The sequence below is a fragment of the Faecalibacterium sp. HTF-F genome (assembly GCF_023347535.1).
Lineage (GTDB): Bacteria > Bacillota > Clostridia > Oscillospirales > Ruminococcaceae > Faecalibacterium > Faecalibacterium wellingii.
Window position 1 is genome coordinate 1,243,925 of the sequence record NZ_CP094473.1, and the last position, 23,422, is coordinate 1,267,346.

General features: G+C 55.5%; 23 protein-coding genes and 2 other RNA genes. 15 read left to right on the plus strand and 10 right to left on the minus strand.

Features of this window, described 5'->3' with window-relative positions; all coding sequences use genetic code 11:
- Nucleotides 1-102: 102 nt before the first annotated feature.
- Nucleotides 103-702, plus strand: a complete 600-nt coding sequence (locus MTP37_RS05990; RefSeq protein ID WP_249238561.1) for an ECF transporter S component — start codon at nucleotides 103-105, stop codon at nucleotides 700-702.
- A gap of 125 nt (nucleotides 703-827) precedes the next feature.
- Here the strand turns inward: MTP37_RS05990 and MTP37_RS05995 are convergent, their stop codons facing one another.
- The gene (locus MTP37_RS05995; protein ID WP_249238562.1) at nucleotides 828-2,246 is read right to left on the minus strand and encodes an MATE family efflux transporter; all 1,419 of its coding nucleotides are present in this window, start codon (nucleotides 2,244-2,246) and stop codon (nucleotides 828-830) included.
- Nucleotides 2,247-2,559: 313 nt separating this feature from the next.
- On the opposite strand from MTP37_RS05995, the gene MTP37_RS06000 reads away from it, so the two are divergent.
- Nucleotides 2,560-3,513 (plus strand): phospho-N-acetylmuramoyl-pentapeptide-transferase, encoded by a 954-nt coding sequence (locus MTP37_RS06000; RefSeq protein ID WP_249238563.1) that lies wholly within the window; start codon nucleotides 2,560-2,562, stop codon nucleotides 3,511-3,513.
- Nucleotides 3,514-3,619: 106 nt separating this feature from the next.
- Here MTP37_RS06000 and MTP37_RS06005 read toward each other — a convergent pair whose 3' ends face one another.
- The 3 genes from MTP37_RS06005 to MTP37_RS06015 all read right to left on the minus strand — a co-directional run bounded on the left by MTP37_RS06005 (nucleotide 3,620) and on the right by MTP37_RS06015 (nucleotide 5,835).
- Nucleotides 3,620-4,474 carry a bifunctional 5,10-methylenetetrahydrofolate dehydrogenase/5,10-methenyltetrahydrofolate cyclohydrolase gene (locus MTP37_RS06005; RefSeq protein ID WP_249238564.1) on the minus strand — a complete coding sequence of 285 codons (855 nt, stop codon included), beginning with the start codon at nucleotides 4,472-4,474 and terminating at the stop codon, nucleotides 3,620-3,622.
- Nucleotides 4,475-4,636: 162 nt separating this feature from the next.
- Nucleotides 4,637-5,272, minus strand: a complete 636-nt coding sequence (locus tag MTP37_RS06010) for a cyclodeaminase/cyclohydrolase family protein (protein WP_249238565.1) — start codon at nucleotides 5,270-5,272, stop codon at nucleotides 4,637-4,639.
- Entirely contained in the window at nucleotides 5,263-5,835 is a 573-nt protein-coding gene (locus tag MTP37_RS06015; protein WP_249238566.1) for a 5-formyltetrahydrofolate cyclo-ligase, read from the minus strand. Before MTP37_RS06015 ends, MTP37_RS06010 begins: the two co-directional genes overlap by 10 nt.
- A 242-nt stretch (nucleotides 5,836-6,077) precedes the next feature.
- Here MTP37_RS06015 and glyA point away from each other — a divergent pair, with 242 nt between their 5' ends.
- The 4 genes from glyA to MTP37_RS06035 all read left to right on the plus strand — a co-directional run bounded on the left by glyA (nucleotide 6,078) and on the right by MTP37_RS06035 (nucleotide 9,445).
- Nucleotides 6,078-7,331, plus strand: coding sequence for a serine hydroxymethyltransferase (gene glyA / locus MTP37_RS06020; RefSeq protein WP_249238567.1), 1,254 nt, complete (start codon nucleotides 6,078-6,080; stop codon nucleotides 7,329-7,331).
- 101 nt (nucleotides 7,332-7,432) lie between these two features.
- The gene (locus MTP37_RS06025) at nucleotides 7,433-7,948 is read left to right on the plus strand and encodes a cob(I)yrinic acid a,c-diamide adenosyltransferase (protein WP_249238568.1); all 516 of its coding nucleotides are present in this window, start codon (nucleotides 7,433-7,435) and stop codon (nucleotides 7,946-7,948) included.
- A 240-nt stretch (nucleotides 7,949-8,188) separates the two neighbouring features.
- A complete protein-coding gene (locus MTP37_RS06030) occupies nucleotides 8,189-8,449 on the plus strand; it encodes a heavy-metal-associated domain-containing protein (RefSeq protein ID WP_249238569.1) in 261 nt (86 codons plus the stop codon).
- A 36-nt stretch (nucleotides 8,450-8,485) separates the two neighbouring features.
- Nucleotides 8,486-9,445: a ketopantoate reductase family protein gene (locus MTP37_RS06035; protein ID WP_249238570.1), complete on the plus strand. Its 960-nt coding sequence runs from the start codon at nucleotides 8,486-8,488 to the stop codon at nucleotides 9,443-9,445.
- Nucleotides 9,446-9,528: 83 nt separating this feature from the next.
- Here MTP37_RS06035 and MTP37_RS06040 read toward each other — a convergent pair whose 3' ends face one another.
- The 3 genes from MTP37_RS06040 to MTP37_RS06050 are packed head-to-tail and all read right to left on the minus strand — an operon-like array spanning nucleotide 9,529 to nucleotide 13,776.
- Nucleotides 9,529-12,018, minus strand: a complete 2,490-nt coding sequence (locus tag MTP37_RS06040; protein ID WP_249238571.1) for an ATP-dependent DNA helicase — start codon at nucleotides 12,016-12,018, stop codon at nucleotides 9,529-9,531.
- A gap of 45 nt (nucleotides 12,019-12,063) precedes the next feature.
- On the minus strand, nucleotides 12,064-13,149 hold the full coding sequence (locus tag MTP37_RS06045) for a hypothetical protein (protein WP_249238572.1): 1,086 nt from the start codon (nucleotides 13,147-13,149) through the stop codon (nucleotides 12,064-12,066).
- A 57-nt stretch (nucleotides 13,150-13,206) separates the two neighbouring features.
- Nucleotides 13,207-13,776 carry a uracil-DNA glycosylase gene (locus tag MTP37_RS06050; protein ID WP_249238573.1) on the minus strand — a complete coding sequence of 190 codons (570 nt, stop codon included), beginning with the start codon at nucleotides 13,774-13,776 and terminating at the stop codon, nucleotides 13,207-13,209.
- Between the two features lie 198 nt (nucleotides 13,777-13,974).
- On the opposite strand from MTP37_RS06050, the gene pta reads away from it, so the two are divergent.
- The 8 genes from pta to ssrA all read left to right on the plus strand — a co-directional run bounded on the left by pta (nucleotide 13,975) and on the right by ssrA (nucleotide 20,237).
- A complete protein-coding gene (gene pta, locus MTP37_RS06055; protein WP_249238574.1) occupies nucleotides 13,975-15,000 on the plus strand; it encodes a phosphate acetyltransferase in 1,026 nt (341 codons plus the stop codon).
- Between the two features lie 681 nt (nucleotides 15,001-15,681).
- Entirely contained in the window at nucleotides 15,682-16,005 is a 324-nt protein-coding gene (locus MTP37_RS06060) for a helix-turn-helix domain-containing protein (protein WP_249238575.1), read from the plus strand.
- A gap of 135 nt (nucleotides 16,006-16,140) precedes the next feature.
- Nucleotides 16,141-16,239: signal recognition particle sRNA small type (gene ffs / locus MTP37_RS06065), an RNA gene on the plus strand.
- A gap of 86 nt (nucleotides 16,240-16,325) precedes the next feature.
- Nucleotides 16,326-18,188, plus strand: a complete 1,863-nt coding sequence (dnaX, locus tag MTP37_RS06070; RefSeq protein WP_249238576.1) for a DNA polymerase III subunit gamma/tau — start codon at nucleotides 16,326-16,328, stop codon at nucleotides 18,186-18,188.
- Between the two features lie 88 nt (nucleotides 18,189-18,276).
- Entirely contained in the window at nucleotides 18,277-18,615 is a 339-nt protein-coding gene (locus MTP37_RS06075; RefSeq protein WP_249238577.1) for a YbaB/EbfC family nucleoid-associated protein, read from the plus strand.
- Nucleotides 18,616-18,634: 19 nt separating this feature from the next.
- A complete protein-coding gene (gene recR, locus MTP37_RS06080; protein WP_249238578.1) occupies nucleotides 18,635-19,234 on the plus strand; it encodes a recombination mediator RecR in 600 nt (199 codons plus the stop codon).
- 99 nt (nucleotides 19,235-19,333) lie between these two features.
- The gene (gene smpB / locus MTP37_RS06085) at nucleotides 19,334-19,816 is read left to right on the plus strand and encodes an SsrA-binding protein SmpB (protein WP_249238579.1); all 483 of its coding nucleotides are present in this window, start codon (nucleotides 19,334-19,336) and stop codon (nucleotides 19,814-19,816) included.
- A 70-nt stretch (nucleotides 19,817-19,886) separates the two neighbouring features.
- Nucleotides 19,887-20,237: a transfer-messenger RNA gene (gene ssrA, locus MTP37_RS06090) on the plus strand.
- Nucleotides 20,238-20,297: 60 nt separating this feature from the next.
- On the opposite strand, the gene MTP37_RS13205 is transcribed toward ssrA, so the two are convergent.
- Together MTP37_RS13205 and MTP37_RS06095 are read right to left on the minus strand one after the other, a co-directional pair.
- On the minus strand, nucleotides 20,298-20,762 hold the full coding sequence (locus MTP37_RS13205; protein ID WP_396344068.1) for an IS3 family transposase: 465 nt from the start codon (nucleotides 20,760-20,762) through the stop codon (nucleotides 20,298-20,300).
- A 9-nt stretch (nucleotides 20,763-20,771) separates the two neighbouring features.
- Nucleotides 20,772-21,404 (minus strand): IS3 family transposase, encoded by a 633-nt coding sequence (locus MTP37_RS06095; protein ID WP_249238580.1) that lies wholly within the window; start codon nucleotides 21,402-21,404, stop codon nucleotides 20,772-20,774.
- Between the two features lie 231 nt (nucleotides 21,405-21,635).
- On the opposite strand from MTP37_RS06095, the gene MTP37_RS06100 reads away from it, so the two are divergent.
- Nucleotides 21,636-22,316 carry a DUF3800 domain-containing protein gene (locus MTP37_RS06100; protein ID WP_249238581.1) on the plus strand — a complete coding sequence of 227 codons (681 nt, stop codon included), beginning with the start codon at nucleotides 21,636-21,638 and terminating at the stop codon, nucleotides 22,314-22,316.
- Nucleotides 22,317-22,551: 235 nt separating this feature from the next.
- On the opposite strand, the gene MTP37_RS06105 is transcribed toward MTP37_RS06100, so the two are convergent.
- The gene (locus MTP37_RS06105) at nucleotides 22,552-23,421 is read right to left on the minus strand and encodes a tRNA 2-thiocytidine biosynthesis TtcA family protein (RefSeq protein ID WP_249238582.1); all 870 of its coding nucleotides are present in this window, start codon (nucleotides 23,419-23,421) and stop codon (nucleotides 22,552-22,554) included.
- Between the last annotated feature and the right edge of the window lies 1 nt (nucleotide 23,422).

The following is a 23,422-nucleotide window of genomic DNA, read 5'->3' on the forward strand; positions in this document are numbered from 1 at the left end:
CGCTCAGGCGGTGTGCAATGCTTACGGGAACAGCTTCTGCGATACGAAAAGAGCTTTCGGAACATTTTTACAGGGCCTTTTGCCCGGGAAGGAATCATAACCATGAAAAAGAACACGACCCACAATCTTACCGTTGCCGCCATGCTCAGCGCGGTGGCCTTTATCCTGATGTTCATTGAGTTTCCCATCCCGATGCTCATCCCGTCCTTCGTCAAGATGGACTTCTCCGACCTGCCCGCTCTGCTGGGCGCATTCGCACTTGGCCCGGTGTACGGCGTGGTCATCAGCTTTATGAAGAACCTGCTGCACATCGTCATCAAGGGCACCTCCACCGCGTGTGTGGGTGAGCTGTGCAACTTTATGCTGGGTGCGGTTTTCTCCGCTGTGGCAGGCGTTGTCTATAAGCACCACAAGAGCCGCAAGACCGCCATCATTGGTGCTATTGCAGGCGCTGCAGCCATGGCTGTGTTCAGCGTACCGTCCAACTACTTTATTACTTATCCGGCCTATGTCACCTTCTACCATATGCCGCTGGAGGCGATCCTTGGCATGTATCAGGCGATCCTGCCCTCCGCAGACAGCCTCATCAAGTGTCTGGTCATCTTTAACATGCCCTTTACGCTGGTCAAGGGCCTGCTGGACGCAGCACTGTGCCTGCTGATCTACAAGCCGCTGTCTCCCATCCTGCACGGCAGAAAGTAACTTGTTCTCCACTTTTTTCTTCTCAAATCAAATAACCACAGCAAAACTCCCCGGTCAGGTCCCGCAGTGCGGTTCCCGGTCGGGGAGCTGTTTATTTACAGGAAAATAGATTCGCCAGCAGTCGATCAGGCCAGTGCGCCCTTGTCCAGCCATCTGCCGCGTGCCAGCCGCACAAGGAACAGCACGCCGCGCATGGTCAGCTCAAAGCTCATGGCAAACCACACGCCCACCAGCTCAAAACGCGGGGCCAGCAGGGTGGCAAGGGTGAGCCGGATGCCCCACATGCTGACGAGGTTCAGCACAAAGCAGCCGGCACTGTCGCCGGCGCCCTGCATGGCCCCGCTGGCAACGATGCTGGCTCCGAACATGGGCTCGGCCAGAGCTTCGATCCGCAGCACCTGCGCACCCAGTGCAATGACTGCGGTGTCTGCGGTGAAGATGCCCATCAGATTGGGCGCAAACAGATACATGCCTGCACCGGTCAGAGCCATGATGCCTATGCCCATGCAGGTGCACAGCCATGCAAAACGTCTGGACATATCCCGGCGGTTTGCGCCTACAGCCTGACCGACCAGTGCAAGGGCGGCATCCTGAATGCCGTAGCCTGCCATATAGCACAGGCTTTCGGCGCTTACGCCCAGACTATTGGCAGCAATGGCAGTGGTGCCAAGGCCGGACACGATGCGGATGAGCAGGACCTGTGCGGAGGAAAGGGCCGCGCGTTCGGCGGCCAGCGGTGTGCCCACCTTCCAGAGGTTCTGCAGGCAGGCTCTGGTGATCTGCCAGGAGCCGGGCTTGCGGATGCACAGCGGGCCATCGCGGAGCAGCAGCAGTGCCAGCGTCAGCGTGCCGCTGATGGCAGTGGCAAAGGCGGTGCCCAGCGCCGCGCCCGGCACGCCCCAGCCGAGACCCCATACGGTCATGGTGCGGCCCAGCACCGTCATCTGCCGGGTGGGGTTGATGAAGAAGAAGTTGAAGATCACATCCAGCACGCAGGTCAATACGCTGATCAGGCCCGGCGTCAGGGCGTCGCCGCAGGAACGCAGCATAGAGGAATAGGTGCCCATGACCATCAAAAAGGGCAGGGAAGCGGACCAGATGGCAAAATAAGCCGATGCATCCGCCCGCAGGGACGGGTCTGCCCCCAGCCATCCGGGCAGAAACCGGCTGATGCCGATGCCAAAGGCGGCTGCCGCAAGGCCCACTGCAAGGTTGAAGATCATAGACTGGCGCAGCACACCGCGGGCGTCTGCCTGCCGGTCGGCCCCCAGATACTGCGCCACCTGAATGGCAAAGGACATGTACAGACCGGCCAGCATCCCATGCATGAGCCAGGTGCTGGAGCTGACGATGCCGATGGAGGCTGTAGCCGATGCACCGATGTGGCCTACCATGGCCGCGTCGATGTATTCCACCGCTGTTACCACGATCTGCTGCAGGATGGACGGAATGCTCAGAGTCAGCACCACCTGCATGGTGTGCCGCAGCGGTACCTGTTCGCCCCGGCGCATCTGTGCCGAGAGCTGCTCAAGGGAAATGGTCATTGGTTCTCCTTATCCTGATTACACATTAAAAAATGGCGCCGCATACGCTTTGCCATATTCAGCGGAAAATATATTTTTATAGTTTGCGTTTGCTGTGGGCTGCGGCCCGCTCCAAACGCTTTTTCACGAATAAAAGCCCGGAAAGCAAGCAACAGCCCAAACAGCAAAATTTGACAAACTAATACACTATTATAGGTGCAGGCACGACAAAAGTCAATCAAAGACACATTTTTCGCTGTGAGTGATTGATTTTTTACGGGCAGCGTGATACACTTCTTTCACAGTAAGAATAAAAGAAAGAGGAACTTTGAATATGATCGAACTGCTGCTTTCGGTCGTGGGACAGCGCGGCGTGGATGCTCTGGCATTTCTGCTGGCATTTGCTCTCACGGCTCTGATGGATTCCGTTTTTCATGACAGGCTCCCCCATGACCATGGCCGCGAGTTTGCGGTGAATGGTGCACTTTCCAAGGGCAAGGCCCGCGGTTCCGGCCTGATCTTCGTGCTGTGCATCGCGCTGGTGTCGATGGCCTTCCTGCCCTTCAAGGTGGAGTATGTCATCTATACCGTGCTGCTTATTGCGTCCATGCTGTCCGGTTACTTTGACGATGCGGCAGAGACCGCATGGAATGAGTACAAAAAAGGCCTGATCGATTTTGTGATCGCCATTGTAGCCGGTGCCACTTACCTGAACTTCAACGGCTGCGGCGTGCACTTTTTGCAGTGGAGTTTCACCCTGCCGTATGCAGTGTACCTGCTGCTCATCGTCATTCTGATCTGGGCCAGCATCAATGTGGTCAACTGCACCGACGGCGTGGACGGTCTGTCTGCCAGCGTGGCAGTCGTGACCATCGGCACCTACCTGCTGGCCTATAAAACAGAGCTGGCCGAGTACGGCACTGCAGGCGTTGTGTTCATGGGTGCACTGCTGGCCTATCTGTGGTCCAACGCAAAACCTTCCAGCCTGCTGATGGGCGACGCCGGAAGCCGCGCCATGGGCTTTTTCATTGCAATGCTGTCGCTCAAGTGCGGCCACCCCTTTGCCTTCCTGCTGGCTGCCATCGTGTTCATCGTGGATGGAAGTCTGGGCATTATCAAGATCAGCCTGAAGCGCTTCCTGCATATTTCGATCCTCAAGAACACCCGCACCCCGCTGCACGACCATGTGCGCAAAAACAAGGGTTGGAGCGACGAACAGGTGGTGGCCCGCTGGCTGATCCTGCAGTGCGTGGCGTCGGCCTTGCTGCTGCTCCTTGTCCGCGGCTAAAATATAGCAATAAAAAAGACGCTTGGCCTTGTCTGAATAGGTTTCCCCGGCAGGGAAGCATACAGCAGTGGATCAAGCGTCTTTTATTTTATAGTTCTATGATTCGTTACAGCCCGGCCTTTTTCGCTGCGGCCTGCACCACGTGGCCTACCAGCACCGAGGTGGTCACAGTGCCAACGCCGCCGGGCACAGGGGTAATGGCATCCACGATGGGTTCAGCCTCGGCAAATTTCACGTCACCGCACAGCCTGCCCTCTTCGTTCACATGGATGCCCACATCCACCACGGTCTGGCCCTCCCGCAGGCAGTCGGCACCCACGGCACCCATTTTGCCCATGGCGACCACGACCACATCGGCTTCTCTGCACAGGGCGGGAAGATCCCGGGTGCGGGAATTGCAGATGGTCACAGTGGCGTTCTCACGATCCAGCATCATGGCGGCGGGCTTGCCCACCACAAGGCTGCGTCCCACTACGACAGCACGCCTGCCGGAAAGCGGAATGTTGTAATACTTCAGGATCTCAAGGCAGGCCTGTGCAGTGCAGGGAGCGTAGCCGAGGTCGGTATTGGTGAATACTCCGGCCAGCGATCCGTCTGTGATGCCGTCAATGTCCTTTTCCGGAGCCAGAGCCGCACGCACAGTGCGGTCGTCAAACTGTTTGGGCAGAGGACGGAACAGCAGACAGCCATGGATGGCATCCTCTGCGTTGATCTCTGCGATCACCTTCAGCAGCTCGTCCTGAGAGGCATCGGCAGGCAGCAGAAACTGCTTTACCTCCACGCCGACCTTGCCGCAGCGGGCGATCACGCCGCGCTCGTAGGAGAGGTCGTCCTCCCGTTCGCCCACACGAACTACGGCCAGCGTGGGCACGACGCCTTTTGCTTTGAGCTGCTCGCACAATGCGGCGTTGCGCTCGTTCATGGCGGCCACAACCGGCGCACCTTTTAAAATCGTTGCCATAATACTTTCCCTCTCTCGATGATTGATAGTAAAAGCAGCTTCTCAGGTCGGAGGGCAGGAAATTTCTCCGGCGAATGTCCTGGGGCCCCGGCGCGTAAGCGTTGGGGCGGGACTGGAGTCCCGGGCTGTTCGCGGAGAAAGCTTCCTGCCTTCGACCGTAGGTCACCGCATCCGTAATTTCTCCGTCACCGATGCAAACACGGCATCTGCTTTCGGTACAAATTCACCCAGCAATTTATCCGCCTTGGCATCCAGTTCCGCAGCGTGTGCACGGTCTGTCATCAGCTTTGTGTTGATGAACACATTCAGGCTTGCGGCCTGCAAGGCTGCCTTGCACAGAGCGGCTGCGCAGCCTGCGTCCGAGACGGCCAGCACGCTGCCCTTGGCGGCGTATTCTTCCACCAGCACAATGCCCTCGGCGCATTTTTCCATGATCTGCAGCGGCACCGCACAGGCGGCGTCCAGTGCGCTTTCCAGCACGGCGGCTTTGTGTGCGGCCTGTTCCGGCGTGTCCTTTGGCAGGCCATAGGCTGCGGCCAGCGGCGCAAAGGCCTCCGCGTCGGCCTGCACCAGAGCTTCCAGCTCTTTGCGCAGGATGTCAGACCGGGCATTCAGGGCCTGAATGTCCGCTTCCGCAGCAGCATATTTCTTTTTGCCGATGGTCAGGCTGCCCACCATGCTGCCCAGTGCTACACCGGCGGCACCCACCAGTGCCGCTGTGCCGCCGCCGCCCGGCGTGGGCGCTTTGCCGGCCAGTTCTGCCAGAAACTGCTCACAGCTCCGCTTCATCATTTCCATTGGTAAATACCTCTCTCTGTTACATAGGCGTCCAGCCGCTGGTCATGCCCGTCCACGGCGGCATGGGTGACCCGCTGCGCTTCAAATGCAATGCCGATCTTTCCCGCATGGGTGCAGCGGGGAAGAAAGCGGTCGTAATAACCCTTGCCCATGCCGACCCGGAAGCAGTCTGCATCAAAAGCCGTGCAGGGCACAAGGACCAGATCCAGCGCTTCCGGCAGCAGGATCTCCGACCGGCTCAGGATGGGGGTGCGGATGCCGTACTGCCCCACCTCCCAGCCGTCCGGGCCGGGCACAGCGGCGGTAAGGGAATACGCCTCGCCGCATACCGGATAGGCCAGCGTTTTGCCTTGCGCCTGCGCCTTTTCCGCAAAGGCAGAAAGGTCGGCTTCGGAACCAGACGCCGCGTACAGCAGGATGGTCTGCGCATTCTGTACGGCATCCAGCCGCCAGAGGTTCGCACACAGGGCTGCATTTGCTGCGGCGCGTGCCTGAGCAGAAAGCGCCCTGCGTGCGGCACGGCCTGCCCGGCGCTGTGCCTGCTTTTGTTCACTGACCGTCACCGGAGAACACCTCGCTTCATCTGAGGGTTGACTGATTTGAAAAATATACAAAAACAACATTGCATTTTTATACAAGTATAATAAACACTTCAGACGAAAAAAGCAAGCCTTTTGTCAAAATGGAAGTTGAAGATTCTGCAGCTTTCTGCTATGATAAGAGAAAGCAATTCGGTTCGTGCGCGGAGCAGGGTGGCTTGAAGAGATCCGGGGCTTTCTCCGGAAATTGAGAGGGGTAGAATATTATGTACAATGAAATGATGGACACCATCGGTCTGGTCAATACCGTTGATCCGGAGCTGGCTGCAGCCATGGATCGCGAGCTGAACCGTCAGCGCCAGAACATTGAACTGATCGCCAGCGAGAACATCGTCTCTCCCGCCGTCATGGCCGCAATGGGCAGCATCCTGACCAACAAGTACGCCGAGGGCCTGCCCGGCAAGCGCTACTATGGCGGCTGCGTCTATGTGGACGAGGTGGAAAACATCGCCATTGAGCGTGCCTGCAAACTGTTCGGCGCAAAATATGCCAATGTTCAGCCGCACTCCGGTGCACAGGCCAATCTGGCAGTTTATTTTGCTCTGCTGGATCTGGGCGATACCGTCATGGGCATGGATCTGTCTCAGGGCGGTCATCTGACCCACGGCTCTCCGGTGAACATGTCCGGCAAGAACTATAACTTCGTCTCTTACGGTGTCAACGCCGACGGCGTGATCGATTACGCCGAGCTGGAAAAGCAGGTCAGGAAGGTCCGCCCCAAGCTGATCGTAGCCGGTGCATCCGCCTATCCGCGTGCCATCGACTTTGAAAAGATCGCTGAGATCGCCCACGGCTATGGTGCATATCTGATGGTGGATATGGCCCACATTGCCGGTCTGGTGGCAGGCGGCTATCACCAGAGCCCCGTGCCCTATGCAGATGTTGTGACCACCACCACCCACAAGACCCTGCGCGGCCCCCGCGGCGGCCTGATCCTAACCAACAACCCGATCCTTGCAAAGCGCATCAACTCCGCTGTGTTCCCCGGCACGCAGGGCGGCCCGCTGGAGCATGTCATTGCTGCAAAGGCTGTCTGCTTTGGCGAGGCGCTGAAGCCTGAGTTCAAGGAGTATGCCCGCAAGATCGTAGAAAATGCAAAGGCTCTGGCAGATGCGCTGCAGGCTCGCGGCGTCAAGCTGGTATCCGGCGGCACCGACAACCATCTGATGCTCATTGACCTGCGCGACGAGGAGTGCACCGGCAAGGAACTGGAAGCACGTCTGGACAGTGTGCACATCACCGCCAACAAAAACACCGTTCCCGGCGAGACCCGCAGCCCCTTTGTGACTTCCGGCGTGCGTCTGGGCACTCCGGCTGTCACCACCCGCGGCATGGGCGTGGCCGAAATGAAGGTCATTGCGGACTGCATTGCCGACTGCATTTGGCATTATGACGAAAAGAAGGACGAGATCAGCGACCGTGTGCTGAAGCTGACTCAGGACTTCCCGCTGTATCAGTAAATATCGCTCTGTTTGAAAGAGGAAGCGCCTTCGGGCGCTTCCTCTTTCTTTTTTGCTGGGTTTGTGTTACCATAAACGCAAAGACAAAAGGAGAAATGACTATGGAGCGTACAGGGCTGTTACATCTATACTACGGCGACGGCAAGGGCAAGACCACCGCTGCCATGGGCCTTGCGCTGCGAGCGCTGGGCAGCGGAAAAAAGGTGGTGGTCCTGCAGTTTCTCAAGGGAGGACAGAGCGGCGAGATCCCGCTGCTGGAGCAGCTGGGCGCAAAGATCTACCGGGGCAAGGCCGGGCAGAAATTTGTGTTCCAGATGGACGAAGCAGAAAAGGCCGCCACCCGCGATCTGCAAAACCGGAACCTTGCTGCTGCTATGACCGAAGACGCTGACCTGCTGGTGCTGGACGAAGCGGGCAGTGCGTGGGAACTGGATATGGTGGATAAGGCCCTGCTGCAAAAAGCTGTGCTGGCCCGGCCTGCAGCACAGGAGTGTGTCCTGACCGCTCATGCCGCTCCGCAGTGGATGCTGGACGCTGCGGACTATGTGACCGAGATGAAGTGCTGCCGCCACCCGTACCAGAAGGGCATCGCGGCCCGGAAGGGCATTGAATACTGACACAGACAGGACACCGGTGCGGGGTATTTTTATCTTGCATTTATCCGACCGGTGTGATATGATGAAAGCAAGAAACCATGCGTGCATTTTTCTGAGCAGACCCGACAGCAGAAAGGGAACCGCTCCGCACCGCTGCCGGGGCAGTTCCCGGCGGCGTTTTGTTTGAAACGGCGGTTAGCATTTCCTAACAGAGCGGATACCTGTGGGCCGGTGTGCGCAGGACATCTGGAGGGGAATAAAATGATTGAAACGATCGTAAAAGTAGATGGTATGATGTGCGGCATGTGCGAGAGCCATGTCAACGAAGCTGTGCGCAAGGCCTTTCCGGAGGCGAAAAAGGTCACATCCTCGCAGGCCAAGGGGCAGACCGTGATCCACTCGGAGCAGCCGCTGGATGAGCAGAAGCTGCAGGATGCCATCAATGCCACCGGTTACGAGGTCAAAGGCGTAAAGAGTGCACCTTACGAGAAAAAAGGCTTTTTCTCGTTCTTGAAAAAATAAGCGGACCCTAACACACATCAAGGGAGGCGTATCGGTATGAGGATCCTGGTTTATGGTGCGGGCGTTTTGGGCTGTGAGCTGACACATGTGCTGCTGCAGAACAAAAAGAACGTTGTGACGCTGCTTGCACGCGGTGAGTGGAAGGAGATGATCGACCAGAAAGGTCTGGTCATCCGCCACTGGGCGCAGCGCAGAACGACCACAGAACGTGTAAAGACCATTGATGTCCTTGCACCGGATGACTTCTATGACCTTGTTTTTGTGGTGGTGCAGGCAGGGCAGCTGCCGGATGTGCTGCCTGTGCTCAAGGCGAACAGGAGCCAGTACTTTGTGTTCGTGGGCAACGACCCTCATGCAAAGCAGGTCTTGGAGTACATGCAGCGTCCGGCTGATAAGATCGCATTCGGCTTCCAGAACTCCGCAGGGCACCGGGAACATGGCCGCGTGGTCAGCGCACACGTCGGGGTGGGCATGACGGCAGGCGGCGCAACAGCACCGCTGTCCGGTGCGTTCCGCATCCGGCTCAAGACTGCCTTTGACGGCACGAAATATAAGCTTACCTTCTACAGTGATATGGACGAGTGGCTCAAGTGTCACATTGCTTTTATCCTGCCGGTGTGCTATGTCTGCTACGCCTGCAATGGAGACCTGACCCGCGCCACCCGACAGCAGCGCGGAGCGATGATCGATGCCGCCTATGAAGCCTGTCTGATGCTCAAGGATGCCGGCATCCCGGTGAATGACAAGGAAAACACGGATGTTTACAAGCCGGGTTCTGCAGGCCGCCGTCAGGTGGAAGCCATGGTGCTCGTGATGGCAAAAACGCCGCTGGGCCGTTTGTGCGCATCGGACCACGCAATGAACGCGGTGTCCGAAATGAAATATCTGGATGAGGCCTTTGAGGCTCTGCGCAGGCAGACCGGTACGGCAATGCCCATGTGGGAAAAGCTGCGCAGCGAGATGCCGCCCTGGGAGACGCTGCAGCACCAGAAATGATGCCGGGCCGTCGCAAATAAGACAAAATAAAACCACCGCCGGACCGATCAGAAGATCGGAAAGGCGGTGGTTTTTGTCTGCGGCTATTTCTGCCAGAAATCCTGCAGCGCCTGCCCAAGCTCCTCGGCGCTGTGCAGATACCGGATGTGCTGCCAGTGCGGCGGGAACAGCCGGGCATAATCCGGCCGGGCAAAGCGGTCGTCCAGCAAAAGCACTACACCCCTGTCCTCCGGTGTGCGGATGACCCTCCCGGCGGCCTGCAGCACCTTGTTCATGCCGGGATAGCGGTAGGCATAGTCGAATCCGGAGCCGTTTTGTGCATCGTAATAGCGGCGCAGCATTTCCTGCTGGGGGTTCACCTGCGGCAGACCGACCCCCACGATCGCACACCCGATGAGCCGGTCGCCTGCAAGATCCACACCTTCGCCAAAAACACCGCCCAGCACCCCAAAACCCAGCAGAGTTTCTTTTGGCTGCGGCACAAATTGTGCAAGAAATTCTGCCCGGGCAGCATCGTCTGCGCCGCTCTCCTGCACAAGCGTGCGGATGTCCGGGTGACGTGTTGCAAAATCTTCATATACCTGCCGGAGATAGGCGTAGCTTGGAAAAAACGCCAGATAGTTTCCGGTTTTTCCACTGGTCAGCCGGGCCAGTGCGTCCGAAACGGCCTGCACACTGGTTTCCCGGTCGCGGTAGCGGGTGGAAATATTTGCCATGCAGTAAAGACCGAGATTTTCGGCGGGGAAGGGACTGGGCAGTGCCACGGCCCGGGCATCCGCGCAGCCCAGTACACCGCGATAATAGCTGGGCGGGGTAAGTGTTGCACTGAACAATGCGGCACAGCGCCCGGCGGAAAGGCTGGCCTCCACAAAGGGCGCCGGGTCCAGACACAACAGCTGCAGTTCCAGCTCACTGCTGCGGGCAGTCAGCTGGGTGACAAAATGGCTGTCGTACCGTTCGGAAGAGCGGAGGATATCCTGCACCGCAAAATAAAGCTCCAACAGCTGTGCATGGGCATCCGCGTCCGGGTTCGCTTCCAGCCAATCCTGCAAGGGAGCCTGCACCGCCCGCAGCGGGCTGAGCAGGGCAGACGGAAGCTCCCGCAAAAACACGGTACCGTCCTGTGCATACAGCGGCTCGGGCAGTTCCGGCACAGGGTCCTGCAAAGACGGCAGAAGGGTGGTCTGAGCGGTGTCGGTTTCCGGTGCGCCGGTCTGGCCGCGGCGCGGTGCCAGACGCACGCAGGCTTTCCGGATATCCAGAAACGCCCGGTCTGCGCGGGTCAGCGCGGTCCGGAGGGAACTTTTCCCTTTGCCAAGGGCGCGTTTTGCCTCGGTCAGACTGCTTTTGAAAAAGCGTGCGGAGTACATGGCTCTGGCCCGGTCCGGAAGATTGTGTGCCTCGTCGATCAGGAACAGCCAGTCGCCGGAAGCATCAAAGAACCGCTTCAGGTGTACGACGGGGTCGAACAGATAATTGTAGTCGCCGATCACCACATCGCACCATTCGCTCAGGTCCAGCCCCAGCTCAAAGGGACACACCGAAAAACGCTTTGCCGCCCCGGCCAGCGCGGCGCGGTCAAAGCTGCCGGTATCGTCCAGCAGTGCGGACAGGGCATCTTTGATGCGATCATAGTAGCCGTTGGCATAGGGACAGAGTTCCGGCAGACAGGCGGGATGCCCTTCTGAGTCCGGGTGAAGACAGACCTTTTCCTTGGCGGTCAGGGTCACGCTGCGCAGAGCAAGCTCCGGCGCGGCAGTGCGCAGCCGGGCAATGGCATCCTCGGCCGCGGCCTGAGTCGTATTGCGGGCGGTGAGGTAAAAGAGCTTTTCGCCGCTGCCCTCACCCATGGCCCGCAGGGCGGGGAAGAGGACGCTCATGGTCTTGCCGATGCCGGTGGGTGCCTGACAGAACAGACGGCTGCCGCCTTTGTGGTCGGCATCCCTTCCGGCGCGGCAGGCACGGTAGACTTCCCCCGCCAGTGCCCGCTGCCCGGGGCGGTACTGCGCAAAAGGAAACGGCAGAGCGGCAAGGCTCTGGCTGCGCCTTGCCGCCCAGTCCAGCTGCTGCCGTGCCCATGGTGCGTACTGACAAAGAAGTTTGTGCAGAAACTGCTCCAGCTCCGGTGCGGAAAAGCGGCGCATAAAGCGGATGATCTGATCCGTATCGATCTGATAATAGGTCAGCTGGACGTTCAATTCCGGCAGACTTTGCCGGGAACAGTAAATGGCACCGTATACCATGCCCTGCGCCCAGTGACAGGGGTTCATATCCTCGGTGATCGCTTCATAGGGGACAGCGGTGGTCTTGATCTCGTCAATGACCGTCGTGCCGGAACCGTCGGTAAAAATGCCGTCTGCACGTCCTTCCAGAAGGAACGTGAGCCCCTCTGCCTGCCGCTCGGCAGAGAAAAACACCTCGGCCTGATAGTCTTCTCCGGCCGCTTTTTGCAGCTTGCGGTGAATGCGTGCACCTTCCAGTGCACGGTCAAAGCCGGTAAAACGGCTGTCGATGCTGCCGGTGCGCAGCAGAAACTCCACCAGCTGGCGGATGGGCAGATGGATAGAGGACAAGGCGGTTCACTTCCTTTGCTTTGAAATGCTCTTTCCGTAAAAAAGCTAATCCAATTCAAACATTCTAATGCATTCCTTTGCTGCTGCATCCACCTTGCCAAAATCCACGGCTGCACGGTAGTAGGTCTCCAGCTCGTCGTGGCAGCTCTTGGCCTGTGCCATCAGGGCACTGGCCTGTTCCAGCAATTCTGCAGCCGCACGCTCGTTGAAGCGCAGCCGTGCACGATACCCGGCCAGATTTTCCCGGTCAAGGAAGCGGCTGCATCGCACGGCCTGCACGCCGGGCAGCTGCACCGGATGCCAGCGATTGTCCGTGAGGAAGGCAAGCTTCAGCTCCGGGATGAGGATGTGGTCGATCTTGTCATCCGGGTGCATGGCGCAGGGGCAGGTGATGAGGTGGTAGCCCCGGGTCAGGGCTTCGGCGCGGATGAGTTCCAGCAAAAGCCGCGACACTGCGCCGTAATCGTCCCGGAACACGATGAACTTGCTGGCAAGTGCCTGCACGGTGCCCTGATAGAATACCTCACCCTTGGGCGTGACGGCGGAGAGCAGCCGCAGCTCCTCGGTGCCGGTGCCCTCGGTGCGCGGCAGCATCCGGGCGCACAAACGCTTGACGTAGCGGCGCACCTTGTCAAAATTGGCACTGCATGCCTCGGCCCGGCGGCTGTCCAGGAGCAGACTGCCCGCCGAAGCGATATACCGTGCCGCCCGGATGCGCAGGATGGCGTTGCGGGCAAACAGCGCTTTTACCTCCTCAGTGTGCAGATGCAGCTTTTCAGCATCGATGGTATGATACAGGCTCACCACCACCTCATCCGCTCCCGGGGCATCCGGTTCCACCACGTGGGGCGCGGTGGCGTCCACAATGGCCCGATGCTGCCCGGGCAGGATCACGCCGTCCAGACTGTCCGGGTCGCTGGCACAGTGGATGCGCTGGGTAAGCAGCCCGTTCTGCTCTGCAGCACGGGCCAGCCGCTTCATCAAAGTGGATTTGCCGCAGCCCGGCCCGCTTTTGATCAGGTACATCTGCATCCCGGGTTCGCGGCGCAGCGGTTCAAAGTAGCCCTTGAACCCGGCGGGTGTGGTCGCACCCAGAAAAAAATCAATGGGATCGTGCCGTGTGGTTTCCATAACTGAACACCTCTCTTTTGCTTTACAGTATGCAAAAGGGAAGGGTTTGGTTCGTTCTTATTGATAGGTATGGTCACACACCTTTTCAATGGTCTCCCGCAGGGCGACAAAATCCTCGAAAGCAGTGGGCTTGTTCTGCGGCTGACGCAGCAGGGCAGCAGGGTGGAAGGTGCCCATGAACAGGATGCCGCCCTTCTCGATGAACTGTCCGTGCTCCTTTGTCACCGAAAAGTCCGGGCGGATCATCCGCTGCGCGGCAATGCGGCCCAGACAGACCACGATCTTTGGCCGCAGCAGACGGAACTGTTCCCGCAGCCAGGGCATGCAGGCCTCGCTCTCGGCGGGCAGCGGGTCCCGGTTCTGGGGCGGGCGGCATTTGACGATGTTGGCAATATAGCAGTTCCGGCTGCGGTCCAGATCGATGGCGAACAGATATCGATCCAGCAGCTGGCCGCTGCGGCCCACAAAAGGCAGGCCCTGCTCATCCTCGCTCTGGCCGGGGCCTTCGCCTACAAACAATACTTCGGCATTTTCAACACCCTGACCGAACACCACGTTGGTGCGGGTCTTGCACAGCTCGCAGCGTGTGCAGGCCAGACAGCCCGATCGCAAAGTTTCCCAATCCATGACGACACGATCTCCTCTTGAAACAGTATGATATTTTATTCACAAATGGAAACGCTTTTTCTCCTAAAATAATAGCACAAAAAGCTAATTTTGTCTTGAACTTTTTGCCGGGTGTGCTAGAATAAAGAAGAAAGGCATCCTTGTGTCCAACAGACGCCGGGATGCGAATATTGGAAAGTTAATTCGGAGGTAATCACAATGGCTGATATGTTTGCACCGCTGGTAGCACAGCTGAAGGCAAATCCCAAGACGATCGTTTTCACCGAGGGCAATGATCCCCGTATTCTGGAGGCTGCTGCAAAGCTGCTGGCTGAGGGCGTGCTGAAGGTCGTCATGGTGGGCAACGAGGCTGAGTGCAAGGCTGCTGCCGCCGCCGGTAATTTTGATATTTCCGCTGCCGAGATCATCGACCCTGAGAACTACGCAGGCTTCGATGAGATGGTCAGCACCATGGTGGAGCTGCGCAAGGGCAAGCAGACCGCTGAGGAGTGCACTGCTCTGCTGAAAAAGTCCAACTACTTTGGCACCATGCTGGTGAAGATGGGCAAGGCTGACTGCCTGCTGGGCGGCGCTACCTACTCCACCGCCGATACCATCCGTCCCGCCCTGCAGCTGGTCAAGACCAAGAAGGGCGCACATCTGGTGAGCTCCTGCTTTATTCTGGACCGCGACTGCGGCGAAGAGGGCCTGAAGCGCATTGCCATGGGCGACTGCGCCGTGAACATCGACTACACCGATACCGTTGATAAGGCTACCGGCGAGGTCAAGATCCCTGCTGCCGCAAAGCTGGCTGAGGTCGCTGTTGAGACTGCCAAGACCGCAAAGCTGTTCGGCATTGACCCGAAGGTCGCAGTGCTGAGCTTCTCCACCAAGGGCTCCGGCAAGGGCGGCACGGTCGCTCTGAGCCATGACGCTGTCATCAAGGCTCAGGAAATGGATCCCGAGCTGGCTGTGGACGGCGAGCTGCAGTTTGACGCTGCCGTTGCTCCCGAGGTTGCACAGGTCAAGTGCAAGGGCAGCAAGGTGGCTGGTCAGGCCAACACCTTCATCTTCCCCTGCATCGAGGCCGGCAACATCGGCTACAAGATCGCTCAGCGTCTGGGCGGCTACGCAGCTTACGGCCCCATCCTGCAGGGCCTGAACGCTCCCATCAACGACCTGTCCCGTGGCTGCAACGCCGACGAGGTCTACAAGATGAGCCTGATCACTGCCTGCCAGTCCTGATAAGGCGTTGAGTACGTCTCATAAATAATTGAAAATACACAGCATCTCAAAAGGGATGCTGTGTATTTTTTGTCTGTAAGAGTTATGAAACTTGATTTCACATAAACAGAGCAGGAGCCGCTGCCCGTAACAAGGGACAGCGGCTCCTGCTCAAAAGATAAAACGATTCTTTATCCGTAAGTTTTAAATTGAATTACTGAAATCTGCTCGGAAGATAGCTGCTGAAAGTGATTCTTTCACGGACACAAAGGGAGCAGAAATTCTTGTGAAGCGCAACTGCTGAATACGCAAAAGGCTGAGTGAAATAACTATTGCTTGTTACGTAGTTCTGGCAATACGGGCTGGTAGTATACCAGTATGTTACTGTTCCGCCACCGGAAATCTCGTACTGCTCTTCTTTCGGAATCAAAGTCATCATATAATTCCACCTCAACATTCTTGACGAAGATGATTTATACTGCCTGCAAATGGAATCGTCATTTGTCAGCAATATGCAATATAATGAAAATTGAAAAATATAAAATGAAGCAATAAAAACTATAGAATTATCGTAGTTTTCAATATAATTATATGATACATGCAATAGCTTGTCAAGCAAAAATATAAAATAAGGAATAGTTTTACAATTCGACTATCAAGACTGACTATACTTAAAACAGTTTGACAGTTGGAGGCTGAATCGTGTTTGGCGAATTGTTGTGTGAATTGAGAAAAGACCGTGGAATGACTCAGGCAGAGCTTGCAAGATTGCTCTCGCTTTCTCCACTGACGGTTTCTTCTTATGAGTGCGGGCGCAGTACGCCAGACGATGCGACAAAAGTGAAAATTGCAAAAATCTTCAATGTTTCGCTGGATTATCCACTTGGACTGATTCGGGAACCATTGCCGTATGAGAGAGATGCTCACATCATTTATTGCGTGCCGGAATTTACACCAGAAGAAATTCAAAAAGTACAAGAATACACGGAATTTCTACAGTATCGCAAGGAAAACAATAAAAAATAAAAGTTAATTGAAGGGAAGATTCAAGAGGGGAAAATTGAGAAGTTTTACTCTTGCAATCTGCCTGCGTTTATGGTACAATATTCTAGCATTCAATGAATGTGTCGGACAGCGCCTGCTGCGTGGTTCGGCATACGGATGCGGGTCCTGTACGATGGATTCGCTGTGAACCAGGTCAGGTGGGGAACCAAGCAGCCTTAAGCAGTGCGTTCGTGCGTTTCAGTAAGCCTGCATCCGTATGCCGAGTTACGCAAGGCGGGGACAAAACCCCGTCGTGCGCTGTCCTTTTTGTTTGCAGATTTGCCGGGAAGGGGGAACAGACCATGTATCGCGCATTGTACCGTAAGTGGAGACCCCAGCGTTTTGAAGACGTGGTGGGCCAGCGGGCCATCGTCACCGCTCTGAAAAATCAGATCACGGCAAACCGTGTGGGCCACGCCTATCTGTTCACCGGTGTGCGCGGCACCGGCAAAACCACCTGCGCTAAAATTTTTGCAAAGGCGGTCAACTGCCTGCATCCGGTAAATGGCGACCCCTGCGGCGAGTGCGAGATCTGCAGGGGCATCGACAACGGCAGCATTCTGGATGTGGTGGAAATGGATGCCGCCTCCAACAACGGCGTGGATGATATCCGCGACCTGCGCGATGAGACTGCTTACACGCCCAGTGCCTGTAAATATAAGGTATACATTATCGATGAGGTGCACATGCTGTCCACAGCAGCCTTCAATGCACTGCTCAAGACACTGGAAGAGCCGCCTGCCCATGTCATCTTTATTCTGGCAACGACCGAGATCCAGAAGGTGCCTGCCACCATTCTGTCCCGCTGTCAGCGGTATGACTTTACCCGCATCGGGCCGGAGGACATTGCCCGCCGGGTGGAGTATATCGCAGGGGAGGAAAAGCTGGAGCTGACCCCGGACGGAGCTGAGCTGATCGCCCGTCTGGCAGATGGCGCACTGCGTGATGCGCTGTCCATTCTGGACACCTGCGCCGGCGTGACGGCGAAGATCGACGCAGATGTGGTGCGCCGTATGGCCGGCGTGACCGACCGCAGCTATTTGTTCCGTATTTCGGATGCGCTGGAAGCGCAGGACGGTGCTGCGGCACTGGCACAGCTTGCCCAGCTGCGTCAGCAGTCGGTGGACGTTAAGCGCCTGACAGAGGAGCTGATCGCCCACTATCGTGCTCTGATGCTGGCGGCACTGCCCGGCGGACAGGCCCTGCTGTCCGGTGTTTCGCCGGAAGAGGAAGCACTTTATCTGGAAAAAGGCCCTCAGCTGGGACAGCGGGAGGCCATCCGTGCGATCCGTGCTCTGGGCAGTGCGCTGGAGCACATGACCCGCGGCAGCGACCAGCGCATTGAGCTGGAACTTGCCTTGTTCAGCCTTTCGGAGCCGCCTCAGCAGATGCAGGCGGTACCCGTACAGGCCGTGCCTGCCCGTGCGGCGGCTCAGCCTGCAGTCGTGCAGCCGTTTGCTTCGGCACCGGCGGCGCAGCCATTTGCAAGTGCTCCGGCCCGGCTTGCTCCGACCGCCGAACCGACACCGGCGCAGCCCCAGGAAGCTGTTCCGGTGCAGCCGGCGGTGCCTGCTGCATCCGTGCCGCAGACTGCAGTATCGGAACAGGCAGAAATATCTTCTGCTCCGGCAGAGGAAACACTGCCGCTTCCCGAGGAACCTCCGGTGCAGCAGACAGAAACTCCTTTGCCGTGGGAGGAACCACCCGCATCGGTGGAGCAGCCCACTGCCCCGGAACCGGTTCAGCAGCCGTCTGTCCCGCCGGTGCAGGAAAAAACGGCAGACCCTGTACCCGGCAAGTCCGATAAGACGGTACAGGAGGGAATCGCTCCCTTCCCGTACTGGGAGCAGGTGGTGCAGCAGCTGCAGGAAAAAGACCCCATGCTGTATACCTACCTGCGCAAGTCAAAAGCCTATTTCGACGGTACCCGTGTGCTGATCGACGGCGGAAAGACCTTCCGGGATTTTATCCGTGCCAATAGAGACAGCCAGCGGCTCATCAAAAAGCTGATCGCCAATGTATCCGGCGTGGCAGTGCCCATCGGACCCTATGAGCCCAAAACGGCAGGCAAGGCTGTTTCCAATGCGGAACAGTCTCTCCGAGCACTGGAAAAACTGGGCCTGGATGTGTCCATTGAAGATTCCGCAAGAAAAAAGAGATCATAAGCAATAAAATCCTCTCAGGCGCATGCGCGCCAGCTCTCCCGAAGGGGTTGACTGAGAGGGTCAAATAAATAAAAGGAGTAAACCAACTATGAAAGCAAGAATGCCCGCAGGCTTTGGCCGCCCCGATATGAACGCCCTCATGCGTCAGGCACAGAAGATGCAGGAGGACATGAAGGCAAAGCAGGCCGAACTGGAAGCTGCTGAGTACACTGGCAGTGCTGCCGGTGAAATGGTCACGGTCAGGATGAATGGCAAGCACGAGGTGCTGTCCATCAGCATCAAGCCGGAGGCTGTGGACCCGGATGATATTGAAATGCTGGAAGATATGGTGGCTGCAGCCATCAATGCTACCGTCAAGCAGGTGGACGAAACGGCCGAAGCTGAAATGGGCAAGCTGACCGGCGGCATGAACATCCCCGGTCTCTGATCCGGCAGGAGGGAAGAACATGGGCTATACTGCAGCCCCGCTGGAAAAGCTGATCGAAGAGTTCAGCAAATTTCCGGGCATCGGGCGCAAGGGTGCTACCCGTATGGCATATCAGGTGCTGAGCATGTCGGATGAAGACGCTGCAGCTCTGGCAGGTGCGATCCAGGGTGCTCACACCAAGCTTCATCGCTGCCGCATCTGCCAGAACTATACGGAGGCAGAGCTTTGCCCCATCTGTGCCAGCACAAAGCGGGATCCCTCTGTCATCTGCGTGGTGGAAACGCCCCGCGATGTTCAGGCATTTGAGCGCACCCGGGAGTATCATGGCCTGTACCATGTGCTGCACGGTCTGCTCAGCCCGATGGACGGCATCACCGCAGAGCAGCTGTGCGTCAAGGAGCTTCTGGCCCGCCTGGGGGATGGCAAAGTGAAAGAGGTCATCATGGCTATGAACCCGACGGTAGAAGGAGAGGCTACTGCCATGTATCTGGCAAAGCTCATCAAACCGCTGGGCATCAAAACCACCCGTCTGGCCTACGGTCTGCCGGTAGGTGCAAGTCTGGAGTACACAGACGAGACCACCTTGTACCGTGCACTTTCTGGCCGTGGCGAGCTGTAATTTGGAAATAATTTACAGTTTCTTCAAAAAACAGCTCTTGCAAAACCGTGAAAAAATGGTATACTGATACAACAGAAACGGAGAAAGGAGGCGCGCAGCATGGCATCCACCAAAGAGCGTCCGGCGACCAAAACCATCGCCACAAACCGTGAAGCGCGCCACGAGTATTTTGTTCTGGAAGCGCTGGAAACAGGTGTGGAGCTGAAAGGCACAGAGGTGAAAAGCCTGCGTGCCGGAGGCGTCAACCTGAAAGACAGCTGGGTCGATATTGAAGATGGTGAGCTGCTGGTGAAGGGGATGCATATCAGCCCCTACGACCACGGAAACATGTTCAATCAGGACCCCATGCGTGTCCGGCGTCTGCTGGCACACAAAAGTGAGATCCGGCGGCTGCACCAGCAGTGCAAGCTGCAGGGCTACACCCTTGTGCCGCTCTCGCTTTATTTCAAGCATGGCCGCGTAAAAATGGAAGTGGGCCTTTGCAAAGGCAAAAAGCTCTACGACAAGCGTGCAGACGCCGCACAGCGCGACGCAAAGCGTTCCATTGACCGTGCCATGAAGTCCAACGGCAAGTATTATTGATCCTTTCAGACCGCTTCCTGAAGCGGAACTTTTCCAAAGCTTTCTGCACACCGCAGGGTGTGCTTTATAAGGGGGCGTAAAGGTTTCGACGGGGAGAGCGAGGTCTGGGCAGCGGGTAGCAGTGGGGGAACTGCTCTATAACTCCTCCAAAAAAATTAACTGACAATAACAATTCTCAGTTGCTCGCAGCCTGAGTGCTGCGCGTTCCGCCCACTCTTGTGTCGTGTGGGGCCGGGGCGTCCTTTAGACACAGCACCTGAACGGACCTAAGCTTTGCGGACCGGCAGGAACTCATGAAGCTACCAATGCGCTAGCCTGACGATCGGCGTGGCGCGGCGGGAATGTTGTAGATCGCCTGCACCCGGAGACACCTGCACTGAACTCTTTTCGGACATGGGTTCGACTCCCATCGCCTCCACCACTTGAAAGGGCGAGGGTATTTAGTACTGTTATTTTCGGACAGTATCGGATACTCTCGCCTTTATTTTTGTTGCTGATATGATTCCTCAAATTGATTTGGGGTTTGCTGTTTAAGACATTCATGTAGTCGGTAATTGTTATAAAAATCAATATATTCTGATAGACTTTCCTCTAATTCGGAGACAGTTTCATAAAAATGAAATTTGAACTGTTCCTTTTTAAGCGAAGCAAAGAAAGATTCCGCCACAGCATTATCAAGTGGATTGCCTATATTGGAAAAAGATTGGTGTACATTAAAGTCAAGAAGTAGTTGACGAAAGTTGAAGGCGGTATACTGTGCGCCTTGGTCACTATGAAATGTTACCCCTTGCGGATGGTTCCGATTTTGATAGGCCAATTTGAATGTGTGGATCGTGAGTTCTGCATCGGCGAATTCGGCAACGGCATGTGAAACGACTTTTCGAGAAAACAGGTCGATGATAACACAGACATATGCGACAGAAGTGTTTACCTTAACATAGGTGATGTCACTGACCTAAATGCTGTTTGGTTTTTCAACGATAAAATTTTGCTTTACGAGATTGGGACGATAAGTATAGTGCCGCTGAAAAGTAGCATTCTCTGGAAGTGCTTGTTTACGTTTTAATCCGTGCTCTTTCATGAGCCGCACAATACGTTTTGTGCTAACGGTATAGCCTTGCTCCATCAATTTTGCGCGAATCTTTTTTGCACCGAAACGGTAATCGCTTTTCTGGAAGATGATAGCGATTCTTTCTTTCAAAAGCGTATCTTCTACATCTAGTTGTTTTTCAATCAGTGCACTTTTCTGCCTATTTATGTAAGTGGATTTTGAAAGATTCAGCAAACGGCAAAGTGTGTAGAGGCTGTATTCTGACTTTAAGGCATCAATAATTTGCACCTTGTTGTCTATGGACAAATCAAGAGCAGCAAGAGATTTTTGATAGATGGAATTTTCATTTTCCAAGGTTGCAACATGGCGTTGAAGCGTTGCAAGATCGCGTTTAGAAATGTTTGAGACTTTTGCTTCTTCGATCCATTGGTATAAGATACTGCGAGAAATATGGAACTGGGCACAGAGATCAGCGGTACTTGTGCCACCGTTGTATAGCTGGACAACATGATTTCTAAGGTCAGCAGAGTAAGTCATAGTGTTCTCCTTTGTAATATGAAATATTGTTAGTATCTCACAAAGAAGAAAATATGTAAACTTTATATGAAGTACTTGACAATTAACGAAAAGTAACATATACTATTCTTGCAGGTAGAAATACGCTGTATACTCGTGTATCCGAATTTACGTTTAAGCGACATGTAATGTCGTCGGGCACGAGGGATGAGCCGCCTTCGGGCGGCTTTTCTGTTTATATGGAGGATTTTCATGGACGTTTATGTATATTCGGATGAGTCTGGAGTATTTGATAAGAAGCATAACGACATATATGTGTTTGGCGGACTTATCTTGCTAGGAAAAGACTCAAAAGATGAATGGAGCAGGCGTTATATTGCAGCGGAAAAAGCAATTCGGTCTAACTATGAGGAAAAGGCTGAATTAAAAGCATCTTACGTTCGCAACAAAGATAAGTATAAGCTATTCCGATCATTAAATGGTTGCTATAAGTTCGGAGTGGTTATTCAGCAGCAAAGAGTCCTTGATCGAATTTATAAAAGTAAAAAGGACAAGCAGCGATATTTAGATTACGCATATAAAATTGGATTAAAGAGAGCGATGGAGGCTTTGATTCGAGATGGCCTTGTTTCGGATAAGGATGTAAAAAATTTGAGGGTGTATGTGGATGAACATACAACAGCGACAAATGGAAGGTATGAATTAAGAGAAGGTCTTGAACAAGAGTTTAAGAATGGTACATATAATTATAACTATGGAACATTCTATGAACCACTGTTTGGTGGCTTGCAGAGTGTACAACTTACGTTTTGTAACTCGGCAACAACTACGTTAGTACGGGCAGCGGATCATGTTGCAAATAGAATATATCATGAATCGTTGACATGTATTCCGGCTAGTAAAGAAAAGATGACGATTACGATTTTACCTTAGTTAGAAAGACTGTAATTGTTACAGAATAAGGACAGATAATAATCGAACAGTTCGTCTGGCGTTGCAGTTCGTCCACCAAATGTGAATCAGGCGAACCACCCACGATCTGCTTCGTGGGCGCGTTCTTCGTCCTGACCATGCCGCTCTTCGAGCGGTAAAAAATAAGCACTCGGCTTTCGTTGCCGGGTGCTTATTTTTTGCTCGCATCGTTTTGACAGAATGCCTCTAAAAGAGATCAATCTTCGGCATGAAATTCCTGCTCTTTTTCGTTGAAGCGTTCCAGAAAGCTGTGCTCCACACCTTCGGACTTATAGCCCGGCATGGTGTCCAGCGCCACAGCGTGGATGCTGCGGAAAATGCTGTTTTCGATGTTGGGATTCTCACGCTTCAGGCGGCGCAGCAGAGTCTTGACCTCCTGCCGTTTGGAACCGCCGCCGCCGTTGTCGCACATGGTGCAGTTCTCCGTAAAGCGGCAGGCGCACTGGATGAATTCCAGTTCGTTGTAGCGCTTCCAGGCCAGAATGTCCTCTTCACGGATGCAGTACATCGGGCGGATGAGGGTCATGCCGGGGAAACTGGTGCTGTGGAGCTTGGGCGGCATGGCCTGCAGCTGGGAACCGTAGAACATGCTCATCACGGTGGTCTCGATCACATCATTGAAGTGATGGCCCAGCGCGATTTTATTGCAGCCCAGCTCCCGGGCCTTGCTGTACAGGTGGCCGCGGCGCATCCGGGCGCAGAGGTAGCAGGGGTTTTTGTCGGTGTTGTTGGCTACGGCAAAGATGTTGCTCTCAAAAATCGTTACCGGGATGTGCAGCAGTTCGGCATTGCTCTCGATCTTCTGGCGGTTGATCTCGTTATAGCCGGGGTCCATGACCAGAAATACCAGCTCAAAGGGCACATCGCTGTGGCGCTGCAGCTCCTGCATGAGCTTTGCCATAAGCATGGAATCCTTGCCGCCGGAAATGCACACGGCAATGCGGTCGCCGGCCTGCACCAGTTCGTAGCGCTTTACCGCCACGATGAAGGGGGTCCACAGCTCTTTGCGGTATTTTTTGATGATGCTGCGTTCGATCAGCTGATAGGGCTCTAAAGTCTTTTTCATG

Bases quoted from the DNA above. Each gene is read 5' to 3' on its own strand.
- MTP37_RS05990 (WP_249238561.1), top strand. From the start codon at position 103: ATGAAAAAGAACACGACCCACAATCTTACCGTTGCCGCCATGCTCAGC.
- MTP37_RS05995 (WP_249238562.1), bottom strand. From the start codon at position 2,246: ATGACCATTTCCCTTGAGCAGCTCTCGGCACAGATGCGCCGGGGCGAA.
- MTP37_RS06000 (WP_249238563.1), top strand. From the start codon at position 2,560: ATGATCGAACTGCTGCTTTCGGTCGTGGGACAGCGCGGCGTGGATGCT.
- MTP37_RS06005 (WP_249238564.1), bottom strand. From the start codon at position 4,474: ATGGCAACGATTTTAAAAGGTGCGCCGGTTGTGGCCGCCATGAACGAG.
- MTP37_RS06010 (WP_249238565.1), bottom strand. From the start codon at position 5,272: ATGGAAATGATGAAGCGGAGCTGTGAGCAGTTTCTGGCAGAACTGGCC.
- glyA (WP_249238567.1), top strand. From the start codon at position 6,078: ATGTACAATGAAATGATGGACACCATCGGTCTGGTCAATACCGTTGAT.
- MTP37_RS06025 (WP_249238568.1), top strand. From the start codon at position 7,433: ATGGAGCGTACAGGGCTGTTACATCTATACTACGGCGACGGCAAGGGC.
- MTP37_RS06030 (WP_249238569.1), top strand. From the start codon at position 8,189: ATGATTGAAACGATCGTAAAAGTAGATGGTATGATGTGCGGCATGTGC.
- MTP37_RS06035 (WP_249238570.1), top strand. From the start codon at position 8,486: ATGAGGATCCTGGTTTATGGTGCGGGCGTTTTGGGCTGTGAGCTGACA.
- MTP37_RS06045 (WP_249238572.1), bottom strand. From the start codon at position 13,149: ATGGAAACCACACGGCACGATCCCATTGATTTTTTTCTGGGTGCGACC.
- MTP37_RS06050 (WP_249238573.1), bottom strand. From the start codon at position 13,776: ATGGATTGGGAAACTTTGCGATCGGGCTGTCTGGCCTGCACACGCTGC.
- pta (WP_249238574.1), top strand. From the start codon at position 13,975: ATGGCTGATATGTTTGCACCGCTGGTAGCACAGCTGAAGGCAAATCCC.
- dnaX (WP_249238576.1), top strand. From the start codon at position 16,326: ATGTATCGCGCATTGTACCGTAAGTGGAGACCCCAGCGTTTTGAAGAC.
- MTP37_RS06075 (WP_249238577.1), top strand. From the start codon at position 18,277: ATGAAAGCAAGAATGCCCGCAGGCTTTGGCCGCCCCGATATGAACGCC.
- recR (WP_249238578.1), top strand. From the start codon at position 18,635: ATGGGCTATACTGCAGCCCCGCTGGAAAAGCTGATCGAAGAGTTCAGC.
- smpB (WP_249238579.1), top strand. From the start codon at position 19,334: ATGGCATCCACCAAAGAGCGTCCGGCGACCAAAACCATCGCCACAAAC.
- MTP37_RS06095 (WP_249238580.1), bottom strand. From the start codon at position 21,404: ATGACTTACTCTGCTGACCTTAGAAATCATGTTGTCCAGCTATACAAC.
- MTP37_RS06100 (WP_249238581.1), top strand. From the start codon at position 21,636: ATGGACGTTTATGTATATTCGGATGAGTCTGGAGTATTTGATAAGAAG.
- MTP37_RS06105 (WP_249238582.1), bottom strand. From the start codon at position 23,421: ATGAAAAAGACTTTAGAGCCCTATCAGCTGATCGAACGCAGCATCATC.